Origin of the sequence: Streptomyces sp. NPDC047706 (genome assembly GCF_043204795.1) — a bacterium.
GTDB lineage: Bacteria > Actinomycetota > Actinomycetes > Streptomycetales > Streptomycetaceae > Streptomyces.
Genome location: NZ_JBIDCW010000012.1, coordinates 130,910 through 152,127, shown reverse-complemented (window position 1 = coordinate 152,127; position 21,218 = coordinate 130,910). Strand labels below are relative to the sequence as shown.

Annotated in this window: 15 protein-coding genes and 5 pseudogenes; 8 read left to right on the top strand and 12 right to left on the bottom strand. The window is 72.8% G+C overall.

The annotated features are described in order from the left end of the window. Nucleotides 1–29: 29 nt before the first annotated feature. Both ACGF8A_RS16935 and ACGF8A_RS16930 read right to left on the bottom strand, forming a co-directional pair. Complete coding sequence (locus tag ACGF8A_RS16935) at nucleotides 30–434, bottom strand: Zn-ribbon domain-containing OB-fold protein (protein ID WP_393108773.1); 405 nt, start codon at nucleotides 432–434, stop codon at nucleotides 30–32. Further along, a pseudogene (locus ACGF8A_RS16930) lies at nucleotides 431–882 on the bottom strand (DoxX family protein). The gene ACGF8A_RS16935 and the pseudogene ACGF8A_RS16930 overlap by 4 nt, the downstream one beginning before the upstream one ends. A 643-nt stretch (nucleotides 883–1,525) precedes the next feature. On the opposite strand from ACGF8A_RS16930, the gene ACGF8A_RS16925 reads away from it, so the two are divergent. The 4 genes from ACGF8A_RS16925 (at nucleotide 1,526) to ACGF8A_RS16910 (ending at nucleotide 5,850) form a co-directional block, all read left to right on the top strand. Then, entirely contained in the window at nucleotides 1,526–2,719 is a 1,194-nt protein-coding gene (locus ACGF8A_RS16925) for a flavin-containing monooxygenase (RefSeq protein WP_393108887.1), read from the top strand. 119 nt (nucleotides 2,720–2,838) lie between these two features. Beyond that, a complete protein-coding gene (locus tag ACGF8A_RS16920) occupies nucleotides 2,839–4,191 on the top strand; it encodes an acetate--CoA ligase family protein (RefSeq protein WP_393108771.1) in 1,353 nt (450 codons plus the stop codon). A gap of 187 nt (nucleotides 4,192–4,378) precedes the next feature. Beyond that, entirely contained in the window at nucleotides 4,379–5,170 is a 792-nt protein-coding gene (locus ACGF8A_RS16915; RefSeq protein ID WP_393108769.1) for an enoyl-CoA hydratase/isomerase family protein, read from the top strand. 80 nt (nucleotides 5,171–5,250) lie between these two features. After that, complete coding sequence (locus tag ACGF8A_RS16910) at nucleotides 5,251–5,850, top strand: flavin reductase family protein (protein WP_393108885.1); 600 nt, start codon at nucleotides 5,251–5,253, stop codon at nucleotides 5,848–5,850. On the opposite strand, the gene ACGF8A_RS16905 is transcribed toward ACGF8A_RS16910, so the two are convergent. The 3 genes and pseudogenes from ACGF8A_RS16905 to ACGF8A_RS16895 all read right to left on the bottom strand — a co-directional run bounded on the left by ACGF8A_RS16905 (nucleotide 5,847) and on the right by ACGF8A_RS16895 (nucleotide 9,996). Next, a complete protein-coding gene (locus tag ACGF8A_RS16905) occupies nucleotides 5,847–8,222 on the bottom strand; it encodes a SpoIIE family protein phosphatase (protein ID WP_393108767.1) in 2,376 nt (791 codons plus the stop codon). The two genes, ACGF8A_RS16910 and ACGF8A_RS16905, sit on opposite strands and share 4 nt — an antisense overlap. A 138-nt stretch (nucleotides 8,223–8,360) precedes the next feature. Next, a pseudogene (locus tag ACGF8A_RS16900) lies at nucleotides 8,361–8,910 on the bottom strand (MFS transporter); the annotation flags it as partial. A gap of 105 nt (nucleotides 8,911–9,015) precedes the next feature. Continuing rightward, a complete protein-coding gene (locus ACGF8A_RS16895) occupies nucleotides 9,016–9,996 on the bottom strand; it encodes a zinc-binding dehydrogenase (protein WP_393108765.1) in 981 nt (326 codons plus the stop codon). 173 nt (nucleotides 9,997–10,169) lie between these two features. Between ACGF8A_RS16895 and ACGF8A_RS16890 the strand changes: the two genes are divergently transcribed. Continuing rightward, entirely contained in the window at nucleotides 10,170–11,096 is a 927-nt protein-coding gene (locus tag ACGF8A_RS16890) for a cyclase family protein (RefSeq protein WP_393108763.1), read from the top strand. A gap of 411 nt (nucleotides 11,097–11,507) precedes the next feature. Here ACGF8A_RS16890 and ACGF8A_RS16885 read toward each other — a convergent pair whose 3' ends face one another. The 4 genes and pseudogenes from ACGF8A_RS16885 to ACGF8A_RS16870 all read right to left on the bottom strand — a co-directional run bounded on the left by ACGF8A_RS16885 (nucleotide 11,508) and on the right by ACGF8A_RS16870 (nucleotide 15,692). Beyond that, complete coding sequence (locus ACGF8A_RS16885; RefSeq protein WP_393108883.1) at nucleotides 11,508–12,005, bottom strand: ATP-binding protein; 498 nt, start codon at nucleotides 12,003–12,005, stop codon at nucleotides 11,508–11,510. A gap of 455 nt (nucleotides 12,006–12,460) precedes the next feature. Further along, nucleotides 12,461–13,345 (bottom strand): acyl-CoA dehydrogenase family protein, encoded by an 885-nt coding sequence (locus ACGF8A_RS16880; protein ID WP_393108761.1) that lies wholly within the window; start codon nucleotides 13,343–13,345, stop codon nucleotides 12,461–12,463. 2 nt (nucleotides 13,346–13,347) lie between these two features. After that, nucleotides 13,348–14,480 (bottom strand): annotated as a pseudogene (locus ACGF8A_RS16875) (acyl-CoA dehydrogenase family protein). Next, nucleotides 14,480–15,692 (bottom strand): annotated as a pseudogene (locus ACGF8A_RS16870) (amidohydrolase family protein). Before ACGF8A_RS16870 ends, ACGF8A_RS16875 begins: the two co-directional pseudogenes overlap by 1 nt. 244 nt (nucleotides 15,693–15,936) lie before the next feature. Between ACGF8A_RS16870 and ACGF8A_RS16865 the strand changes: the two are divergent. Then, nucleotides 15,937–16,899 (top strand): annotated as a pseudogene (locus ACGF8A_RS16865) (class I adenylate-forming enzyme family protein); the annotation flags it as partial. Here the strand turns inward: ACGF8A_RS16865 and ACGF8A_RS16860 are convergent. Beyond that, the gene (locus tag ACGF8A_RS16860) at nucleotides 16,883–17,395 is read right to left on the bottom strand and encodes an EF-hand domain-containing protein (RefSeq protein ID WP_393108759.1); all 513 of its coding nucleotides are present in this window, start codon (nucleotides 17,393–17,395) and stop codon (nucleotides 16,883–16,885) included. The pseudogene ACGF8A_RS16865 and the gene ACGF8A_RS16860 overlap by 17 nt on opposite strands. Nucleotides 17,396–17,532: 137 nt before the next feature. After that, nucleotides 17,533–17,913 (bottom strand): STAS domain-containing protein, encoded by a 381-nt coding sequence (locus ACGF8A_RS16855; RefSeq protein WP_393108757.1) that lies wholly within the window; start codon nucleotides 17,911–17,913, stop codon nucleotides 17,533–17,535. A 344-nt stretch (nucleotides 17,914–18,257) separates the two neighbouring features. Here ACGF8A_RS16855 and ACGF8A_RS16850 point away from each other — a divergent pair, with 344 nt between their 5' ends. After that, the gene (locus ACGF8A_RS16850; RefSeq protein WP_393108755.1) at nucleotides 18,258–18,830 is read left to right on the top strand and encodes a sigma-70 family RNA polymerase sigma factor; all 573 of its coding nucleotides are present in this window, start codon (nucleotides 18,258–18,260) and stop codon (nucleotides 18,828–18,830) included. Between the two features lie 53 nt (nucleotides 18,831–18,883). Next, nucleotides 18,884–20,050, top strand: a complete 1,167-nt coding sequence (locus ACGF8A_RS16845; protein ID WP_393108881.1) for a maleylpyruvate isomerase N-terminal domain-containing protein — start codon at nucleotides 18,884–18,886, stop codon at nucleotides 20,048–20,050. A gap of 234 nt (nucleotides 20,051–20,284) precedes the next feature. On the opposite strand, the gene purU is transcribed toward ACGF8A_RS16845, so the two are convergent. After that, a complete protein-coding gene (gene purU / locus ACGF8A_RS16840; protein WP_393108753.1) occupies nucleotides 20,285–21,196 on the bottom strand; it encodes a formyltetrahydrofolate deformylase in 912 nt (303 codons plus the stop codon). Between the last annotated feature and the right edge of the window lie 22 nt (nucleotides 21,197–21,218).

Below are 21,218 nucleotides of genomic sequence, written 5' to 3'. Positions count from 1 at the left end.
GGCCCCTCAATCCCCTCGACCTCCGGGTTTCACCCCGGATCCGGCCTGATACGGAACACCGGGACGCCCTCCCGGAAGCCGGCCTCGACCTCGGCACCGGCCCGCACCTCGCCCTCGTCGCGCAGGCCGACGATCTCCGTCATCATCCGCGGGCCCTCCGCGAGATCGACGACCGCGGCCACGTAGGGGGTGCGCCCGTCGAAGGGCGGCAGGTCGTTGCGGTGGACCACGGACCAGGTGTAGAGGGTGGCGCGGCCACACGCCTCCTCCCAGCTCACGTCCTCGCTCCAGCAGTAGGGGCAGAACTCCCGCGGGTAGTGGTGCGCCCGGTCGCAGGCCCCGCACCGCCGCACCAGCAACCGGCCGCGCGCGGCGGCCTCCCAGTAGGTCCGCGTGAAGGCGTCCGCCTCCGGTACGTCGTAGCGCGCGCTCATCCGAACCACCCCAGCGCGCCGTCCAGGGACCAGGTCTGCCAGGACATCCCGAAGAGCGCGACGAGGGAGATCAGTGCCATCATCAGGTTCTGCCCCTGCTCGGCCCAGTCGTGGACCACGAGGACGAAGTAGACGGCGTTCAGGAGCAGCCCGCAGGCCAGGGCGACCGGGGTGAGGAATCCGGTGATCAGGCCAGCCCCAGGGCGAGTTCGGCGTACGCGACGACGTACGCCATCACGCGCGGGCGGGGCTCCACGACGGTACGGAAGCCCGAACGCACCGCGGTCCAGCGGTGCTTGGCGGCCACGTCGGCGGCCCAGGCGATGCCCGAGCCGCGCTCGAACGAGGTCTTCTTGTCCTTGTGCCGCCAGCTCTCCAGCCACCACAGCCCGAGCCCGATCCGCAGCACGGCCAGCCACTGCGCACCGGTGAGCCAGATCGTGTCCATGGACGCTCCCGCCGACGAGCCGGCATCTGACGGTACGTCAGTCAAGGCGGACGGAGGCCGGCTGTCCAGCCCTCTGCGAGGAGTGCGCGTCTGCCCCGCCGGCCGGGCACAACCGATCTCCCCGCGCCACAAATCCCGCCCACCCCTCCCCATCCGTGATCGATCCGCAACCAATTCCGGTCTTGACCGAGACCCATCAACCCGCCATGTGATTACGCTCCGTACCATGCCCGACTCCACACCGCCCACGAACGAAGAGGCACCGAAGGCCGCGAGGCCGGCGTCGGCGAACCCGGAGGCCGAGACCCCGACGCCCGCGAGGCCGGAGACCGAGGCTTCGGACGTAAAGCCGGAGACCGGGACTTCGGACGCGAGGCCGGAGACCGGGACTTCGCCGGACGCGAGGCCGACTGTCGCGGGCCCCGGTGCCGGGAGCCCGGAGTCGGACGGCTCGCGGGCCACCGCTCCTGGCACCGGAACGCCGACGCACACGCACCCCGAGTTCCTGAGCCCGCGGTCCGACGGCCCGCGACCCGTCGGCCCGCGACCCGTCGGCTCCGACGCCGAGACGCCGGCGGGCATCCGCAGCGAGGTCGAGGGGGCGCCGCCGCACCCCGAGGGCAGGCGCCCCGGGGCCGGGAGCGTGCCGCGGCAGAAGGGACGTCGGGGGCAGGCGCCCGCCGATCGGCCCGTCTACGTCATCGGTGGCGGACCCGGTGGGCTCGCCGTCGCGCACGCCTTGCGGGCACGGGGGATCCGGGCCGTCGTCCTGGAGAAGTCCGACCGCGTCGGCGCTTCCTGGCGGCGGCACTACGACCGCCTCCATCTGCACACCACCCGGCGCCTGTCCGGCCTTCCGGGACTGCCGATGCCGCGCCGGTTCGGGCGCTGGGTGTCCCGGGACGACGTCGTGCGGTATCTCGAGAAGTACGCCGAGCACCACGAGCTGGAGATCGTCACCGGCGTCGAGGTCACCCGCGTCGAGCCCGCGCCCGACGGCACCGGGTGGCTGCTGCACGCCACCGGTGGCCGCCGGCTCACGGGCGGCGCGGTCGTCGTCGCCACCGGCTACAACCACACGCCCCGCGTCCCGGAATGGCCCGGCCGCGACACCTGGACCGGCGAGTTCCTGCACGCCTGCGCGTACCGCGACCCCGCGCCCTACGCGGGCCGGGACGTCCTGGTCGTCGGCGTGGGCAACACAGGCGCCGAGATCGCCGTCGACCTCGTCGAGGGCGGGGCGAAGCGCGTACGGCTCTCGGTGCGCACCGCGCCGCACATCGTCCGCCGCTCCACCGCCGGCTGGGCCGCCCAGTACACCGGCATCCTGGTGCGCCGCCTCCCGGTCGGCCTGGTCGACCGGCTCGCCCGGCCGCTGGCCAAGGTCAGTGTGCCCGACCTCGCCGAGCACGGCCTGCCCCGCCCCGGCACCGGCCTGTACAGCAGGGTCACCGAGGGTTCGATCCCGGTCCAGGACGTCGGCCTGATCGACGCGGTCCGCACGGGCAAGGTCGAGATCGTGGCCGCGGTGGACTCGTTCGACGGCGACGAGGTGGTCCTCGCCGGCGGCGACCGCATCAGCCCCGAGGCGGTCGTCGCCGCCACCGGATACGTCCGCGCCCTCGAACCGCTCCTCGGCCATCTCGACGTCCTGGACGCCCGCGGCAGGCCCGTGACGCACGGCGCCCGCACCCCGGAGAACGCCCCCGGCCTGTACTTCACGGGCTTCACCAACCCCATCAGCGGCATGCTCCGCGAACTCGCCCTCGACGCCGAGAAGATCGCGAAAGCGGTGGCCCGCAGAAGCGCCGACCGGGTCTCCCGCGTGCCCGGCTGACCATCGGACCCGGCCCTCTCCTGAATTCCGCCCGCACGACCGTGTCCTGACGTTACGTCAGTTCAGTAACCTGACACTGCGTCAGCTACCAACGCCGTCACACAGAAGCGGGCGGACCGATGCTTGGATCAACCCACGGCACCCTCACCACCGACGCCCGCCGGGCCCGGGTCATCGCCTGCGGCGACGGCCGGACCGGCCCCGCCGTCCACGGCCGCGCGGCAGACGCGGACGACCTCGACGTCAGCGGCCGTCCGCTGTACGCCGACGTCCCCGACCTGGACCGCTTCTTCCGCCCCGAGTCCGTCGCCGTGATCGGCGCCTCGGACGCCGAGGGGCGGCCCAACACGGGCGTCACCCGGCAGCTGACCGGCTGGGCCGAGCGGGTCGGCGCGCGGCATCTGAGCGTGGCCAACCCGGTCGACAACGGCGGCCACCCGGTGGGCGACCGGCGCGGCCGGAAGATCATCGACACGATCCTCGCCGACCCGGAGGTGGGGGTGCTGATCTGCCCCGTCACCGGCCCGTTCCCGCCCCTGAGCGACCGGCTGGTGCGGGACCTGGTCGACGCGGCCCAGGAGACGGACAAGCTGGTGTGCGTGGTGTGGGGTTCGCCGGTCGGGACCGAGCCGGCGTACCGGGAGGTGCTGCTGGGCTCCTCCCGCGTGGCCACCTTCCGCACCGTCGGCAACTGCCTGACCGCCGTCCGCGCCTACCTCTCCCACCACCGCTTCGTCAGCTCCTACCGCTCGCCCTTCGACGACGCCCCGCGCACGCCCTCGCCCTCCTTCCGCAAGGCGCGCGAGCTGATGCGGCCGGGGCAGCAGCTGAGCGAGCACGCGGCCAAGCAACTGCTGCGGGCGTACGGCATCCGGGTGCCGCGCGAGCAGCTGGTGACCAGCGCGGCGGCGGCCGTGCGGGCGGCGGGGCTGGTCGGCTACCCGGTGGTGATGAAGGCCTCCGGGGCCCAGCTGGCCCACAAGACCGAGCTGGGCCTGGTCAAGATCGGCCTGACCTCGGCCGCGCAGGTCCGCGACGCCTACCGCGAGCTGACCGACATCGCCCGCCACGAGGGCGCCCCGCTGGACGGGGTCCTGGTCTGCCAGATGGTCGAGCAGGGCGTCGAGACGGTCGTCGGCGTCACCCACGACGACCTCTTCGGCCCGACGGTGACCGTGGGGCTCGGCGGCGTGCTCGTCGAGGTGCTGCGCGACACCGTCGTCTGCGTGCCCCCGTTCAGCGAGGACCAGGCCCGCTCCGCCCTCGCCGGACTGCGCGGCCGGGCCCTCCTCGACGGGGTGCGCGGCCGTCCCCCGGCCGATCTGGACGCCCTGGTCGAGGTCGTCCTGCGCGTCCAGCGCATGGCCCTGGAACTCGGCGGCCGACTCGCGGAACTCGACATCAACCCGCTGATGGTGCTGCCCCGCGGGCAGGGGGCGGTGGCGCTGGACGCGCTGGCGGTGTGCCGGTGAGCCCGGTACCCGGACACCGGGAACCGGTGCGGCTGCCTCCTCTCGGCCCTCGCGGCCCCGGACGGCCGGGAGCCGCACCCGGACGTCGTCGACCCGCTGCCGCGACGCGGGGCCGGCCCCGACGCCGCGAGGACGGGCAGGTCCGCCCCCGCATGGCCCGCGCCGCCCCCGGGAACGGAGCCTGACCGTGCCCGAGCCGTGGATACGCCACCGGACCGAACAGCACGTCACCCACCTCACCCTGGACCGCCCCGAGTCCCTCAACGCCCTCACCCCGGACATGCGCGACCGGTTGACCGACCTGCTCACCGACGCCTCCGCCGACCCGGACGTACGGGCCGTCGTGCTCACCGGCACCGGGCGTGGCTTCTGCGCGGGCGCCGACCTGCGAGGCGGTGCGGCGGGCGAGGAGCGGACCGCCGGGGACGTGGCCCGGACCCTCCGTCTCGGCGCCCAGCGGCTGATCGCCGCCGTCCTCGACTGCGAGAAGCCCGTGATCGCCGCCGTGAACGGCACGGCGGCCGGCCTCGGCGCTCATCTGGCGTTCGCCTGCGACCTCGTACTCGCCGCGGAGTCAGCCAGGTTCATCGAGGTGTTCGTACGCCGCGCCCTGGTGCCGGACGGCGGCGGCGCGCATCTCCTCCCCCGCCTGGTCGGCCCGCAGCGGGCCAAGGAGCTGATGTTCCTCGGCGACGCGCTGACCGCCCCCGGCGCCGAACGCCTCGGCCTGGTCAACCGCGTCGTGCCGGACGGCGACCTGGACAAGACGGCCCCGGAGTGGGCCGCCCGCCTCGCCGTCGCCCCCACCCGCGCCCTCGCGCTCACCAAGCAGCTCGTCAACGCCTCCCTGGACACCGACCGCGCCACCGCCTTCGCCGCCGAGGCCGCCGCCCAGGAGATCAACATGACGACCCAGGACGCCCACGAGGGCCTGACAAGCTTCGTGGAACGCAGAAGCCCCCGGTACCGGGGACGCTGAGGACATCCGTCAGCCCCGGCTCAGGATGTACAGGGCGGACCCTTCACATCTGACCCTTCGTCAGTTCTAATGGCGGCGTGATGGGACAAGCGGGCACTGCCGAAGCCGCAGTGCGGTATCTCAGGGTGCGCGGTGGCCGCGAGGTCGTGGAGGCCCTGCCGCGGCCGGAGTTGCGGTGCGTGCGGGAGGACGAGCGGGCGCCCGTGGAGGCGCAGGAGTTCCGGCGCGTGCTCGGGAGCTTCGCGACCGGCGTCACCGTCGTCACGGCGCCCGCGCCCGACGGCGCCGCGGGCTCCGCCTGCCAGTCCTTCTCCTCCCTCTCCCTCGACCCGCCCCTCGTGGCGTTCATGGTCGGCCGCGCGTCGACGACCTGGCCGCGCATCGCCCGCGCCGGGGTGTTCTGCGTGAACGTCCTGAGCGCCGGGCAGGGCGAGCTGTGCCGGGGGTTCGCGGTGCGCGGCGGCGACAAGTTCGCCGGGGCCGCGTACGACACCGCGCCCGTCTCCGGCTCGCCCCGCCTCGCGGGCACCCTCGCGTGGATCGACTGCACGATCCACGCGGTGCACACGGGCGGGGACCACCTCATCGTGGTGGGGCGGGTGGCGGCGCTGGGCACGGGTGACGGCGAGGACCGGGCCCCGCTGCTGTTCCACAAGGGGCGGTTCCTGGCCGGTGGTTAGGGGACGCCCAGCTCGGCCCAGATGGTCTTCCCGGACGAGGTGTACCGGGTGCCCCAGCGCTGGGACATCTGAGCGACGAGGAACAGGCCGCGGCCACCCTCGTCGTCCCGGCGCGCCCGCCGCAGGTGCGGAGCGGTGTGCTCGTTGTCCGAGACCTCGCACAGCAGCGAGCGGTCCTTGATCAGCCGCACCATGACCGGACCGGTGGCGTACCGGATGCCGTTGGTGACGAGCTCGCTCACCACGAGCGCGGCGGTGAACGACAGTTCCGACAGACCCCAGGCCTCCAGCTGGCGCTCGGTGACCGTGCGGGCATGAGCCACCATGGCCGGGTCGGGCGGCAGCTCCAGGTCCGCCACCCGGTCGGTGTCGAGCCGCCGGGTGCGCACGAGCAGCAGCGTGGCATCGTCCACCTGCGGTCCGGGCGGCCGGACCGACAGCGCCCGGTCGCAGAGCTCCTCCAGTGGGCAGCGCTGCCAGGTGAGCACATGGGCGAGGCGGTCGATGCCGCTGTCGATGTCGGTACGCCGGTCCTCCACGACGCCGTCGGTGAAGAACGCCACCACGCTGGCGTCGGACAAGCTCAGCTCGACGTTCTCGTAGGGCAGGCCGCCCAGCCCCAGGGGCGGGCCCGGCGCCGGCGAGGACAGGGCCGCCGAGCCGTTCGCATCGGCCACGATCGGCGGGGGATGACCCGCGCTCGACCACACACACCGGCCGCTGACCGGGTCGTAGATCGCGTACAGGCAGGTCACCCCGAGTGCCTCGTCGCCCAGCCCGTCGTCCGCGTGGGGCTCCGAGTCCTGCGCGACCAGGCCGTCCAGCCGGGTGAGCAGCTCGGCCGGGTCCAGGTCCAGCAGGGCCAGGGTCCGTACGGTGGCGCGCAGCCGGCCCATGGTCGCGGCCGCGTGCACGCCGTGGCCCACCACGTCGCCGACCGTCAGGCCCACTCGGGCGCCGGACAGCGGGATCAGGTCGAACCAGTCGCCGCCCACGCCCACCCGGCTGTCGGCCGGCAGGTAGCGGTACGCCACGTCGACCGCGCTCTGCTCCGGCAGGTGCTGCGGCAGCAGGCTGCGCTGGAGTACCAGCGCTGCCGCGTGCTGGCTGGTGTAGCGGCGGGCGTTGTCGATACCGACGGCGGCCCGCTCGGCCAGCTCCACGGCGAGCGCCCGCTCCTCGGGCCCGAAAGGGTCCGGGTTGCCGCTGCGCCGGAAGGTGGCGAGCCCGAGGACCGCGTCACGCGTCAGCAGCGGCACGAAGAGGCTGGAGTGCGCGGCGGCCGATCCCTTCTCGCCCGGCGTCCGGGGCAGGGCGTCGTCGACGACGGGACGGCTGGTGGCCAGGCTCAGCGCCTGCAGTGACGACGGCGGATAGGAGACGGGACTGGTCCGGAAGTCCTCCGGGGTCCGGCCGTGCATCCGCAGGAGATTGTGCCCCGGCGCCGAGCCCGTCGGCGGCTGCCGTCCCTCGATGACCGCCGGCGGCAGGTCCACCAGGACCTGGTCGGCCAGCTGCGGTACCGCCACGTCGGCGAGCTCGGCGGCCGTGCGGCGCACGTCCAGCGAGGCGCCGACCCGCTTTCCCGCCCGCACCAGCAGCGACAGCCGCTCCTGGGCGCGGTAGCGGTCGGTGATGTCCAGGGACTCCTCGAACAGCCCCAGCGTCTCGCCCCGGGCGTCCACCAGCCGGTGGTACGAGCAGGACCAGACGTGCTCGCGCACCGGGTCGGCGGGGGCACGCCCGCGATAGTGCATGCCCATGACCGGTTCCCCCGTCGCCATCACATGGTCCATCACCTCGTCCTCGTCCGGCGAGTGGTGGCGGGAGATGAATTCGCCCTCCGGGAAGAGGTCCGAGGCCGGCCGGCCGATGTACTGGGCGATCCCGGCGAGCTCCAGGTCGGTCGAGACGTTCCCCCACACGACCCGCTTGTCGGTGTCGAAGATCGTCAGGCCCACGGGGGACTCGGTCGCCAGCCCCTGCAACATCGCCAGCTGCGCCTCCCAGCCGCGCAGCCCCTCCAGGCCGGCCGCGACCACGACGGTCGCGGCGACGCCCTGGCTCACGAGCGGGCTGAACGTCACGGCCGCGCGCAGCGCGCGCCCGTCCCGGCAGCAGAGATCCAGGACCGCGCTGCGGGGTTTGCGCACCTTGCAGAGGGCCGCCAGCCGCTCCCCGGCGTCGGCCGCCGCCAGCAGCCGGGCGGCCGGACGGCCGAGCACGTCCTCGGGTGCGTGGCCGAGGAGACGCTGGGCCGAGGATCCCCACCCCGAAACGCGGCCGTCGGCGTCCAGTACCGCGACGGCGGCCTTGGAGAGGTCCAGTGGGCTGTGGAAATCGACGTCGGCGGCATTCGGAAAACGATCCATGGCACCGCTTCCCTTCGTGCACCCTCAGCATCGCGTGCCGCACCACGGACGACAACCGCACGCGCGCTCGCCCGCCTGCCCGCGCGGCGCGGCCCGCGGCGTCGCGCCGCGGGCGCGGATTCCCGCCGCGAGCGGCGGTCAAGCCCGCCCCGGGGTGCCCGCCTTCCGCCGGATCACCAGCGCCATCAGCGCCGCCCACCGCGCACAGCGCCCCGGAGGCGTACCACATCACGTCGTACGAGCCGAACGCATCGCGCGCGACCCCGCCCAGGAACGCCACCGCCGCCACGCCGACCTGGTGCGACGCCAGCACCCAGCCGAAGACGTACTGCTCCCGGCACAGCGCCATCGTGGGCGGCACGGTGGCGACCCAGTCGAGTCCGTAGAAGACGATGAAGAAGATCATCGGCGGGTTCACGCCGGGTGCCAGCAGGGGCAGGAAGAGCAGCGAGACGCCGCGCAGCGCGTAGTACACCGCCAGCAGCCGCCGCGCGTCGAAGCGGTCGGTGAACCAGCCGGAGGCCACGGTGCCGATCACGTCGAACACCCCGGTGACGGCGAGCAGCGAGGCCGCCGCGGTGATCGGCATGCCGTCGTCGTGGGCGGCAGGCACGAAGTGGCTCTGGATGAGCCCGTTGGTGGAGGCGCCGCAGATCGCGAACGTCCCGGCCGGCAGCCAGAAGGGCCCCACCGCCAGGCCAAGCAGCCGCTATGCGATTCCGGCCCGGTGCCCGGTGACCCGGAGAAGATCCGCGCGACGCCCTCAGGAGCTCCGCCGTCAGAACGTCCGCCGTCAGAACGTGAGCACCGCCCGCGCCACCCGCCCCGCCTCCGCGTCCGCCCGCGCCGTGGCGAAGTCCTCGACCGGATACGTCCCGCCGACCAGTTCGTCGAGCAGGAGGCGGCCCTGCCGGTACAGCTCGGCGTACAGGGCGATGTCCCGCTGGGGGCGGGAGGAGCCGTAGCGGCAGCCCAGGACCGACTTGTCCAGGTACATCGACGAGACCACGAAGGAGGCCTCGGCGCCGGCCGGCGGCACCCCCAGCAGGACGGCCTGCCCGTGCCGGTCGAGCAGATCGATCGCCTGCCGGATCAGCTCCACCCGGCCGACGCACTCGAAGGCGTGGTCCGCGCCGTGAGGCAGTATCTCCCGCACGCCGTCCACCGAGGTCAGGAAGTGCGTCGCGCCGAACTCCCGGGCCACCGCCTCCTTGTCCGGGTCGGTGTCCACCGCCACGATCCGCAGGGCGCCCGCGAGCCGCGCGCCCTGCAGGACGTTCAGCCCGACGCCGCCGGTGCCGATCACCAGGACGCTGTCACCGCGGTCCACCCGGGCCCGGTTCAGCACGGCGCCGACCCCGGTCAGCACCCCGCAGCCGATGAGCGCGGCGGACGTCAGCGGGATGTCGTCGGGGATGCGCACCGCCTGCACGGCCTTGACCACGGTCCGCTCCGCGAACGCCGAGTTGGCGGCGAACTGGTGCAGCGGCAGGCCGTCCCGTGTGAAGGGCCGCCCCGGCCGTCCGATCGCCCGCCGGCACATCGTCGGCCGGCCCCGGTCGCAGTCGGCGCACGTGCCGCAGTTGGCGAGCGTGGACAGCGACACATGGTCGCCGGGCGCCACATGCGTCACGCCCTCCCCCACCACCTCCACCACGCCCGCGCCCTCATGCCCCAGCACCCCCACCGATCCCGGCAGGAAGCCGGCGATCCGCTCCGGTGTCCACGCCCCTTCGGCATACGCCGCGCGCAGCTCCCGGGGCTGCGCCCACACCGCGATCTTCGGCCCGGCGATGCCGCACGGCCGATGCCGCGGCCCGCTCCGGTGACGACGACGACCTCGCCGGTCAAGAAGTTCCCCACGTCCGGCCCCTTCCCGCGGTTTCTGACGGTCCGTTAGATTCTATGTCCCGTCGGACGCCCGGACACAAGCCCCAGGGAGGGCCCATGTCACTGCCGGCCGAGTTCCACGAGATCGCGGGGCGCGTGAACAACTGGGGCCGCTGGGGGGCGGACGACGAGATCGGGACGCTGAACCTGATCAACGACGAGGTGGTACGCCGGGCCGCGGGCGAGGTCCGCACCGGGCGCCGCATGCCCCTCGCCCTGCCGCTGCGGCAGGACGGCGTGCAGACCGGGATGATCCCCGGGCGGGTCAACCCGTTGCACGTCATGGTGCAGATCAACCAGGAACTGTTCGGGCCGGGCACGGTCGCGTGCAGCGACGACGCGGTGACCATGGGACTCCAGGCGGGCACCCACTGGGACGCCCTCACCCACGTCTCGCACTCGGGCCGGCTCTACAACGGCCGCCCCGCGGGCACCGTCACCGCGCACGGCGGCGCCGAGTTCAGCGGCATCGGCACGGCGCGGCACCTCGTCTCGCGCGGCGTGCTGCTGGACGTCGCCCGCGCGCGGGGGACGGACCGGCTGGACGGCGGCCACGCGGTCACCCCCGAGGACCTCGACCTGGCGGAGGAACTCGCGGGCACGCGCGTACGCGCCGGTGACGTCGCGCTCGTCCGGACGGGGCAGATCCAGGCGTACCTCGCCGGGGACAAGCACGGGTACGCGTACCCCTCGCCGGGGCTGTCGGTCCGCACCCCCGAGTGGTTCCACGCGCGGGACGTGGCGGCCGTCGCGAACGACACCCTCACGTTTGAGATGTTTCCGCCGGAGATAGAGGATTTGTGGCTGCCCGTGCACGCGCTGCATCTGGTGGAGATGGGGATGCCGCAGGGCCAGAACTGGAATCTCGAGGAGTTGTCCACAGCCTGTGGAGAAACGGGCCGCTACGCGTTCCTGCTGACAGCGACACCCGAGCCGTTCGCCGGCGCGACGGGGGCACCGGTGGCGCCGGTCGCGGTGCTGTGAATCCGTACGGCGGGGCGAGCGGTCCCGCGAGCCCGGCCGCCGGGCGTTGCAGTCTGATCCGGATGGCGGCGCGTGTGCGCTCGCCCCGAGCGCGGCGCCACACGCCGCCATCCGGCTCCGGCGCACCCGCCCCCGGGTTCCTCATGCCCTGCCGGGCGAACCAACGCCGAATCACGACTCGCACTCGACGAGGGCCTCCGTCACCGCAGCCCTCGTCGTCCCCTCGCGGCGATTCGCTGCCCCCAGCGTGATCAGCCGGACACGTCGCGTCAACAGCTGTTCGGGGATTTGCCGGTTACATCCCGTTCGGCAGAGGCGCGCACGGAAGCACACACGGGCGCACATCCCCCCATCGGACCTTGCGGGTCCGGCACCTCTGCCACCGTGCCCCGGGCCGGGACACCGAGCGCCTCACACGGCCTCGTACGCCAGCCCCTCGTAGCCGTCGTAGCCGTCGTAGCCGTCGAGCCCTTGCAGGTCTTCGCGGGCGGCCACCGCGCCACCCCCGTACCGCGTCGCCGCGGTGTGCGGTTCGGCGCAGCGGTCGAGTTCGCACCAGATCTGCTTGCCGGCGCCGTCGGGGCTCCAGCCCCAGCGGTCGGCGAGGCCGTCGACGAGCGCGAGGCCGCGGCCGCCGGTCTCGTCGCCGTCGGCCCACCGCGGGACCGGGGCACGGGTGCTGCCGTCGGCGACCTCCACGCGGACGGTGGCCGGCTGGGGCAGGGAGAGCCGCAGTACGGCGGGGCATCCGGTGTGGACCACGGCGTTGGTGACAAGCTCCGAGACGAGCAGGATCAGCGTCTCGGCGAGCGGTTCGTCGGCCGCTATGCCGCACCCGGCAAGCCGCGAGCGGGCCCAGCGCCGCGCGCGCCCCACTTCCGTGGGGTCGGGCCGGATCTCCAGCTGCACTTGAAGCACCTGCACCGCTCACACCATCCGAACCGGTGGACACAGAGGCTCACGCCTCATGAGGGCCACGATCGTAGCCATTTTCTGCATGACCAGAACAACGGCCAGAGCAGGGATCACGGAACGTGAATCCCTTACGCAACAGCATGGTTGACGTACAGTCACCCCAACAAGCGCTTCGGGCATATTCCAGCGCGAAGGAGTACCCGTGCGGCATACTGTGCGACGCTCGTCGCAGAGAGTCGAACAGGCGGCGGAACAAGGCCCGTCACCGGCGTGACTCGAGCTCGGAACCTCTCGCATCTCACACAAGGTACCGGAGCGGACCTTCGACTCCAGGACGTGACGAGTCACACCTAGGACACAAGCCGATATCAACGCTCCGTAATTCCGGTACGCCACAATCCGCGACATCCGCTCTCCAGGGCTCGCCGACGTCGCAGGCCGGGGCCCCCTCAGGCCGCTTCGGCCACCAGATCCCATGCGAGCAGTTCCTCACTCTCCGTGACACCGCCCGCACGCTGGGTCCGCACCCAGGCCCGCTTCAGATGCAGATGGACCTCTGCCTCCCAGGTGAAGCCCATGCCGCCGTGCACCTGGAGGCAGTCGCGGGCGCCGCGCACGGCCGCCTCGTCCGCGAGCAGCCGCGCCGCGGCGACGTCCACGGGGTCCGCCGTGCCGGCCGCCGCGTACACGGCGGCACGGGCCACCTCCACCCGGACCAGCGTTCGCGCGCACAGCTGCTGGACGGCCTGGAAGGCGCCGACTGGCCGTCCGAACTGCTCACGGGTCCGGGCGTGTTGCGCCGCCGGCTCGCACGTACGCACGGCCGAGCCGAGCTGCTCGGCCGCCGTGAGCAGCACGGCCACCGGGTCCGCCGCGCGCCGGGCCCCCGGCACCCGGTGCAGCGGGGTCAGCGGGTCGACCGACCGCAGCGGTACGGCGCCGGAGGGGTCCCCGTGCACGGCGTCGGCCTGCGTCAGCCACTCCACCAGCCCGCCCGCGTCGACGGCCGCCACGGCCGCCGACCCGTCGGCCGCGCCGGGCACCTCGCCCGCCGCCAGGTGCGTGGCCACCAGAGGGCCCGGCAGCAGCGCCCGTCCTGCCTCCTCGAACGCCAGCACTGCCTCCGGCAGACCGAGTCCGACGCCGCCCGCGGCCTCCGGCAGACGCAGCGCGAAGAACCCCGTCGTGCCCAGTTCCCGCCACAGCGCCCGGTCCAGCGCGGGCGCCGCCCGCCGCGCCGCCGCCCGGCGTGCCTCGCCGTCGAAGCGCCGGCCGAGCAGCTGCCGTAGCGTGGCCCGCAACGCGCTTTGCTGGTCGGTGAGTTGGAAGCGCACGGCTACCGTCCCTTCGGCAGGCCGAGGATCCGTTCGGCCACGATGGTGTGCTGGATCTGCGAGGTGCCGGCCGCGATGGTGTACGACAGCGAGGCCAGGCGGTCGAGCGTCCAGGGCCGGTCCAGGTCGAGCGACTCGGGGCCGAGGACGTCGGCGGCGGTGTCGTAGAGGTCCTGGCGCGCGTGCGAATACCTCAGTTTGAAAACCGAACCCCCGACCCCGGGGACCCCGCCCGAGGCCTGCGCCTCACTCACGTTCCACTGGGTGAGCCGCCACAGCGCCCGGAACTCGGCGTTCAGCCGCCCCAGCCGGCGGCGCAGGACGGGATCGTCCCAGCGGCCGTTCTTCCGGGCCTCGCGGGCGAGTTCGCCCAGCACCCGGCGGCAGGCCACCACCTCGCCCACGAACGCCGTGCCGCGTTCGAACGACAGTGTCACCATGGTGACCCGCCAGCCGTCGTTCTCCGCACCGACCCGGTTGACGACCGGCACCCGCACCTCGTCGAGGAACACCTCGGCGAACTCGGCGGAACCGGCGAGGGTGCGCAGCGGCCGTACGGTGATGCCCGGCGCGTCCATGGGCATGGCCAGCCAGCTGATCCCCCGGTGCCGGGGCGCGGCCGGGTCGGTGCGCACCAGCAGCTCGCACCAGTCGGCGACCTCGGCGTGCGAGGTCCAGATCTTCGAACCGGTCACCACGTACTCGTCGCCGTCCCGCCACGCGCGCGTGCGCAGCGCCGCGAGGTCGCTCCCGGCGTCCGGTTCGCTGAAGCCCTGGCACCAGACCTGCTCACCGCGCAGGACGGGCGGCAGCCAGCGGGCGCGCTGGGCGTCGGTGCCCTCGGCGGCGATGGTGGGCCCCGCGTGCAGCAGCCCGACGAAGTTGGCGCCCACATAAGGGGCGCCCGCACGCTCGGCTCCTCCAGGAAGATCAGCCGCACGGTCGGGGAGGCGTCCCAGTGGACCTCGCCGTACCCGGCGTCGTACAGCGTCCGCTGCCAGCCGAGGTCGTAGGCGCGCCGCCCCGGCCAGTCGTCCGGGGACGGCTTGGGCGGCAGGGAGGGCAGCACGCCCCTGAGCCACTTCCGCAGCCGGACCCGGAACTCCTCCTCCTCGGGCGTGTACATCAGGTCCACTACCGGTCCCGGTCCAGGTCCAGGTCCAGGTCCAGGTCCAGCATGCGGATGGCGTTGCCCCGCATCAGCTTGTACACGGTCTCGTCGTCGAGGCCCTTGACGTGGTCGAGGGCGACCTCCTTGGTGTGCGGGAAGGTGGAGTCGACGTGCGGGTAGTCGGTCTCGAAGGTGGCGTTGTCGCGCCCGACGACGTCCAGGGACGCCACCCCGTGCCTGTCGCGGAAGAAGCAGCAGAAGATCTGCCGGTAGTAGTACGTCGACGGCGGCTCCGGGATCAGGTCCCGGACGCCGCCCCACGCCCGGTGCTCCTCCCAGACGTCGTCGGCACGCTCGAGGGCGTACGGGATCCAGCCCATCTGCCCCTCGGAGTAGGCCAGTTTCAGGTGCGGGAAGCGCACCAGCACGCCGCTGAAGAGGAAGTCCGTCATCGACGCCATCGCGTTGTTGAAGGACAGCGAGGCCTGGACGGCGGGGGGCGCGTCCGGGGAGGCGGCCGGCATCTGGGACGACGACCCGATGTGCATGTTGACGACTGTCCCGGTCTCCTGGCAGACCGCGAAGAACGGGTCCCAGCAGCCGGAGTGGATCGACGGCAGCCCGAGGTGCGTGGGGATCTCGGAGAAGGTCACGGCCTTCACCCCGCGCGCGGCGTTGCGCCGGATCTCCGCCACCGCGAGGTCGATGTCCCACAGAGGGATCAGGCAGAGCGGGATGAGCCGTCCGCCGCTGTCACCGCACCACTCCTCGACCATCCCAGTCGTTGTAGGCGCGCACGCAGGCCAGGGCGACCTCCTTGTCGTGCGCCTCGGCGAAGGTCTGCCCGCAAAAGCGCGGGAAGGTCGGGAAGCACAGGCTGCCCTCGACGTGGTTGAGGTCCATGTCCGCGAGCCGCGCCTTGGGGTCCCAGCAGCCGCGTCGCATCTCCTCGCGGGTGATGCCCTCCAGGGTCATCTCGTCGCGGTCGAAGCCGACGGCGGCGATGTTGCGCTTGTACGGGAACTTCAGGTCCTCGTAGATCCACCAGTCGGTGGGCTGACCCTCCGGGTCCATGGTGATCTGGTACTTGCCGCCGACGTAGGCGAGTTCGCCGATGCCCGCGGTGAGCGGCTGGGGCCCGCGGTCGCGGTACCTGGCGGGCAGCCAGGTCTCGAAGAGGTGCGCGGGCTCGATCACGTGGTCGTCGACGCTGATGATGCGGGGCAGTTCGGTCATGGGTCCCCTCCGCGGAGATACGGATCTGATGACTCGTCAGATACCGCCGTACCGGAAGGCTAGTCCCGCACCCCTGGCCCGACAAGGCGCCCGGCCCTACGCTCACCCCATCATCTGACTATCCGTCAGCTCACCGGGGGCCGCCGTGACCCTGCACACCACCGCGCACGACCTCAGCACCGCACCCACCCTGTGGGAGCTGCTCGCCCGCCGCGCCGACCTCACCCCCGACCGCCCCGTCCTCCTCCAGGACGACCGCACCCTGACCTTCGGCGCCCTGCGCCCCACCGCCGACGACGTGGGGTCGATCGCCTTCCCGTACGCGCACATTGGCGGCGCCGACTACACGGTGATGCTCCTGCTGTACGGCTTCCCGGCGCTGCTGGTGGAGCAGTTCGCGCTGCCCGACGCCCTGCCGGCGTACCGCGCGCGCGGGGTGACGATCGCCGGCGGCTCGACGGCGTTCTACTCCCTGTTCCTGGCTGAGCAGCGCAAGCAGCCCGGGACCCCTGTCGTCCCCTCCCTGCGGCTGCTCGCGGGCGGCGGGGCGCCGAAGCCGCCCGACCTCTACCACGCCGTCGTCCGCGAGATGGGCGTCCAGCTCACCCACGGATACGGCATGACCGAGGTGCCGATGATCACCATGGGCGCGCCGGACGACACCCCGGAGAACCTTGCGACGACCGAGGGACGGCCGCCGCGGGGCATGGAGATACGGATCGTCGACGGCGAGGTGCGGCTGCGCGGGGAGGCCGTCTGCCGGGGCTACCTGGACCCGGCGCAGACGACGGAGTCCTTCGACGAGCACGGCTTCCTGCGCACCGGCGACCTCGGGCATCTCACCGCCTCGGGGCACCTGGTCCTCACCGGCCGTCTCAAGGACGTGATCATCCGCAAGGGGGAGAACATCTCCGCCAAGGAGATCGAGGAGCTGCTGCACCGGCATCCGGCGGTCGCGGACGTGGCGGTGATCGGCCTGCCGGACGCCGACCGCGGGGAGCGGGTGTGCGCGGTGGTCGAACAGCCGGCCGGCGCCGGTGCGCTGACCCTGGAGAGGGTGACCGCGTACCTGCGCGCGGAAGGGCTGTCGGTCCACAAGCTGCCGGAGCAACTGGAGGTGGTCGACGCCCTGCCGCGCAACGACGCCCTGCGGAAGGTGCTGAAGTACAAGCTCAGGGAGCGCTTCTCGGCTACTCGGGGACGGTGAAGTACCGGGCGAACGCGGGGATGATCTCCGCCTCGCCCACCTTGCCGTCGCCGTCGCCGTCGAGCGATGCGGCCGCGGCACGCGCCACGTCCTCGGGCACGCCGAGCGCCCGCAGCATGCGCGCGAGGTCCTCGACGGCCGCCTCGCCGTCGCCGTCCGGATCGGCGACGGCCAGGGCGGCGTGCAGGAAGGGGCGGGCGATCTCGGCGAAACCGTCGGGGTTGTCGCGCAGCCGCTTGACCGCGCCGCCCACGAACTCCTCGCGGGTGATGCGCTGGTCACCGTCCCGGTCCGCTATCCCGGCCATGCCCTGCCAGAAGGCCTCCGCGCCGCCGTACAGCGCCTGTCCCTTGTCGGAGCGGGGCGCCGTGCCGAACTCCGCGAGCAGCGCCTTGGCCGCGCCGCTGAAGTCCTCACGGTCGATGTAGCCGTTGCCGTCCTGGTCGAAGGTGGCGAACCGGGCCGCGATCCTGCGCTCGTACTCGCTGCTGACCATGTCTTTCAGGCCGCCTCACGTCATGTCGGGGTGCTTCTCGCCAGGGAGCGTACGACGCCTCGGGCGGTTCAGGAGCGGGAAAACGACGGTTGTGCCAAGACCGGGGGGAATTCTGGAACAACGGTGTGGCAGAGAGTTCAGGCGGAGAGAGGACCGGCGTCGTCCGAGGTCGCGGAGGCCAGGTCGGGATGGACGTCGAACAGCCGTCGCACCCCCAGTGCGCCCAGCACACGGTTGACGTGCGAGCCGTCGGCCGCGCCCTGGGCCGGGAGTATCAGCCGCAGCCGCCCCTGACAGGAGCGCAGCAGCCGACGGGCCGCGATCAGCACCCCCACGCCGCTGGAGTCGCAGAACCAGACCTCCGAGAGGTCGAGGACGAGACTGTGGCGGCCCTCGGCCACCGCGTCGTGCACGCGCTGACGCAGCACCGGCGAGGTCACCAGGTCCAGCTCGCCCGACACATGGAGCACGGCCCAGTCGCCCTGCTCGCCGCCGGTCACTTTGAACGCCACCACCATGCCCTTCGTCGCCGGAACGTGCGGAAACGGCCGGAACCACCCGGAAACGGAACCAGTCCCTACGCTTCCTTGCGGCGCGGCTGCCCAGCGGCCGTTCCCTGAAACTCCTTGCCGAAAACGAAAACCGAACGAAAAGGGCTTGATTCTGTCGCATTCAATCCAGTTCGATCAGGTCTGGTCTCGCCCACCCTGGGTAGGCGCGGCCGGAATGCGCACTACCACCTGCGCTTCGCCGAGGGGCGCGCATTGCCACAAAGGGGCGTGCGCTGTCAGACGTGCCGACTACATTCGAGGTGGCGATGGACGCAGGCTGGACACCGGGACGAAGCAGGGGGAGGGGCCGCATGGCGAAGAAGGACGCACCGCCCCGCTGGGACCGCAAGATGCAGCAGCGACTCGCACGCGGTGAGGCGGCCGCCCTGGGCGAGCTCTACGACCGTTTCGCCTCCCTCGTGCACGGCCTGGCCCACCGCGTGCTCGACGACGAGCGGGCGGCCGACGGCATCACCCGCGAGGTCTTCGTACACCTGTGGGAGCACCCCGACGCCTACGACCCCAGGCAGGGCCCCCTCCGCTCCTGGGTGGCCGCCCTGACCCACCGCCTGGCCGTGCAGCGCCTGCGGGCCACCGAGACAGCCGCCCTCGCCGAAGGCGGCCACGACTCCGGCGAGGACCTGGAGCTCAAGGTCCGCCACGCCTCGGTCGCCGCCCGCGCCGACTACATCGTCCAGTCCATGCCGGCACCCCTGCGCGCCGCCCTGGAGCGGGCCTACTTCCAGCGCCGCGACTACCGCCAGACCGCCACCGACCTGGGCATCACCGAGGACGAGGCACGCCGCCGCCTCCGTCTGGGCCTGCAACTGCTGTCGACGGCCCACGACGCCGGCGCACCACCCGGTTACGGAGGTGCGGTGTGACGGACCCGGACCACCACGACCCGCACACCCCCGCCCACCAGCCCCGCATACCGATGCCGAGGGCCTCGGTCGAGGACACCGGGCTCCCCCTCCCCACGCTCCGCCCACCCCTCGGACACCAGGTCCTGAAGTCCCTGCTGGGCGCATGGGCGCTGGCCGCCTGCTCCCCCGAGGAGACGACGGCGGTCGAGGACCACCTGGGCCTGTGCGGAAGCTGCGCCGACGAGGCCCGGCGGCTCCGCGAGGCGGTCGGCCTGCTGCAACGCCCCGACAGCCTCGACCTCGACCCGGGACTGCGCACCCGCATCCTGGCGTCCTGCCTCGAGCGGCGCCCACCGCGCATCCCCGTCCCCGAATGGGCCAGGCCCTACGACGGAGAGACCGCGCGTCTCGACGCCCTGCTCCAGGACTTCGGCGACGCCGAGTGGCACGCGCCCGTTCGGCTGCGCTGGTTCGACGGCACGGAGCCGGCCAGCCGCCGCACGACCGTCGCCGGCGTCATCGCCCACCTCCTGGCGGTCGACGGCCTGATCGCCGTCGCCCTCGGCCTGGACGACCCTCTCGGCGACACCGACGCCGACCCACCGACGCCCACGGCCCGCACGGAGGCGTACTGGCGGGCCTCGCACTTCCCGCCGACCCGCACGGTGCGGGCACCCTGGCGCGAACAGGGCCACGGCATCGTGCGCACGGTGTCCTTCACCGGCGGCGGCACGGGCAGGCTCGGCGTGCCCTACGGCGTGGGCGAGCTGCCGCTGCACGACGCGATGATCGAGCGAGCCTTCGAGTGCTGGGTACACGCGGAGGACATCGCGGGCGCCGTGGACTACCCCTACGACCCGCCGCCGGCGCGCCACCTCAACAGCATGATCGACCTGGCGGCCCGCCTGCTCCCCACCACCCTCGCCGCACGCCGCGCAGCGGGCCTGGCCTCTCCCGCCCACACACCGCGCCACCTGGTCCCGGCCGGCACCCCCGGCCGAACCCTCCGCCTGGAGATCGAGGGCTCGGGCGGCGGCGAGTGGCTGATCCCGCTGGACTCCCCCGCCGAGATCGGCTCCGCCGACCACGAGGTGGCCCACGTGGCCCTGGACGGCGTCGAGTTCTGCCGCCTGGCCGCGGGCCACGTCTCCCCCGACGAGGCGGCAGCGGGCCAGCTGGGCGACCGCGAGGCCATCAGAGACGTCCTGTTCGCGGCCGCATCCCTGAGCCGCATGTAGCGACCCGCACCCACGCACGGCGAGAAGGGCGAGCATGCCTCCGGGCGTAGCCCCGCGGACCCGCAGTCGCCCACGGCGGGAAGGGGCCTCGTCGGGGGGTGTGCGCCCGCAGCGGCTGGCGCGTCGACACGGGCGAGTTCAGGGCGCGACCCCGACCCACCCGCCGCCACCCCACGGCGTCACAGCACCCCAGACCGGACGACCGCAGGCCGCCGCGGGCAACCCGCACCGCCGCTACGCGAACACGACCGTCCGGCGCCCGTTCAGCAGGATCCGCCGCTCCGCATGCCACTTCACGGCCCGCGCCAGCGCCTGGCACTCCACATCCCGCCCGATCCCGACCAGTTGGTCCGGGTTGACATCGTGGCTCACCCGCTCGACCTCCTGCTCGATGATCGGCCCCTCGTCGAGATCCGCCGTCACGTAGTGCGCCGTCGCGCCGATCAGCTTCACGCCCCGCGCATGTGCCTGGTGGTACGGCTTCGCACCCTTGAAGCTCGGCAGGAACGAGTGGTGGATGTTGATGATCCGCCCGCTCAGCTGCTTGCACAGATCGTCGGAGAGCACCTGCATGTAGCGGGCCAGCACGACCAGCTCCACACGCTCCTCCCGCACGATCTCCAGCAGCCGCGCCTCGGCCTGCGACTTCGTGTCCTTCGTCACCGGAATGTGGTGGAACGGAATCCCGTAGGAACCCACGAGCTCGGCGAACTCGGTGTGGTTGGACACCACCCCGGCGATCTCCACGGGCAAGGCACCGATCCGCGCCCGGAACAGCAGATCGTTCAGGCAGTGCCCGAACTTGCTGACCATCAGCAGGATGCGCATCCGCTGGTCGGCCCGATGGATCTGCCACTCCATGCGGAACGAGTCACCGATCGCCGCGAAGCTGGCCCGCAGCTTGTCCACCGTCACCGGCGCCTCCGCCGAGAAGTGGACGCGCATGAAGAACAGCCCCGTGTCGTGGTCACCGAACTGCTGGCTGTCCTCGATGTTGCAGCCGGTCATGAACAGGTAGCTCGACACGGCGTGCACGATGCCCTTCTTGTCCGGGCACGACAGGATGAGGACATACTCGTCGGGCTCGGTGGCCTCGGTGGCCGCTGCGTTCTCCACGGCCTCGGCTCGACTGGGCTGTTCGTTCATGCACCACAGGGTCCCACAGCGA

Excerpts from the sequence above, each read along its gene's own strand:
- ACGF8A_RS16935 (WP_393108773.1), bottom strand. The coding sequence starts at position 434 with ATGAGCGCGCGCTACGACGTACCGGAGGCGGACGCCTTCACGCGGACC.
- ACGF8A_RS16920 (WP_393108771.1), top strand. The coding sequence starts at position 2,839 with ATGCTTGGATCAACCCACGGCACCCTCACCACCGACGCCCGCCGGGCC.
- ACGF8A_RS16910 (WP_393108885.1), top strand. The coding sequence starts at position 5,251 with ATGGGACAAGCGGGCACTGCCGAAGCCGCAGTGCGGTATCTCAGGGTG.
- ACGF8A_RS16905 (WP_393108767.1), bottom strand. The coding sequence starts at position 8,222 with ATGGATCGTTTTCCGAATGCCGCCGACGTCGATTTCCACAGCCCACTG.
- ACGF8A_RS16890 (WP_393108763.1), top strand. The coding sequence starts at position 10,170 with ATGTCACTGCCGGCCGAGTTCCACGAGATCGCGGGGCGCGTGAACAAC.
- ACGF8A_RS16860 (WP_393108759.1), bottom strand. The coding sequence starts at position 17,395 with ATGGTCAGCAGCGAGTACGAGCGCAGGATCGCGGCCCGGTTCGCCACC.
- ACGF8A_RS16855 (WP_393108757.1), bottom strand. The coding sequence starts at position 17,913 with ATGGTGGTGGCGTTCAAAGTGACCGGCGGCGAGCAGGGCGACTGGGCC.
- ACGF8A_RS16850 (WP_393108755.1), top strand. The coding sequence starts at position 18,258 with ATGGCGAAGAAGGACGCACCGCCCCGCTGGGACCGCAAGATGCAGCAG.
- ACGF8A_RS16845 (WP_393108881.1), top strand. The coding sequence starts at position 18,884 with ATGCCGAGGGCCTCGGTCGAGGACACCGGGCTCCCCCTCCCCACGCTC.
- purU (WP_393108753.1), bottom strand. The coding sequence starts at position 21,196 with ATGAACGAACAGCCCAGTCGAGCCGAGGCCGTGGAGAACGCAGCGGCC.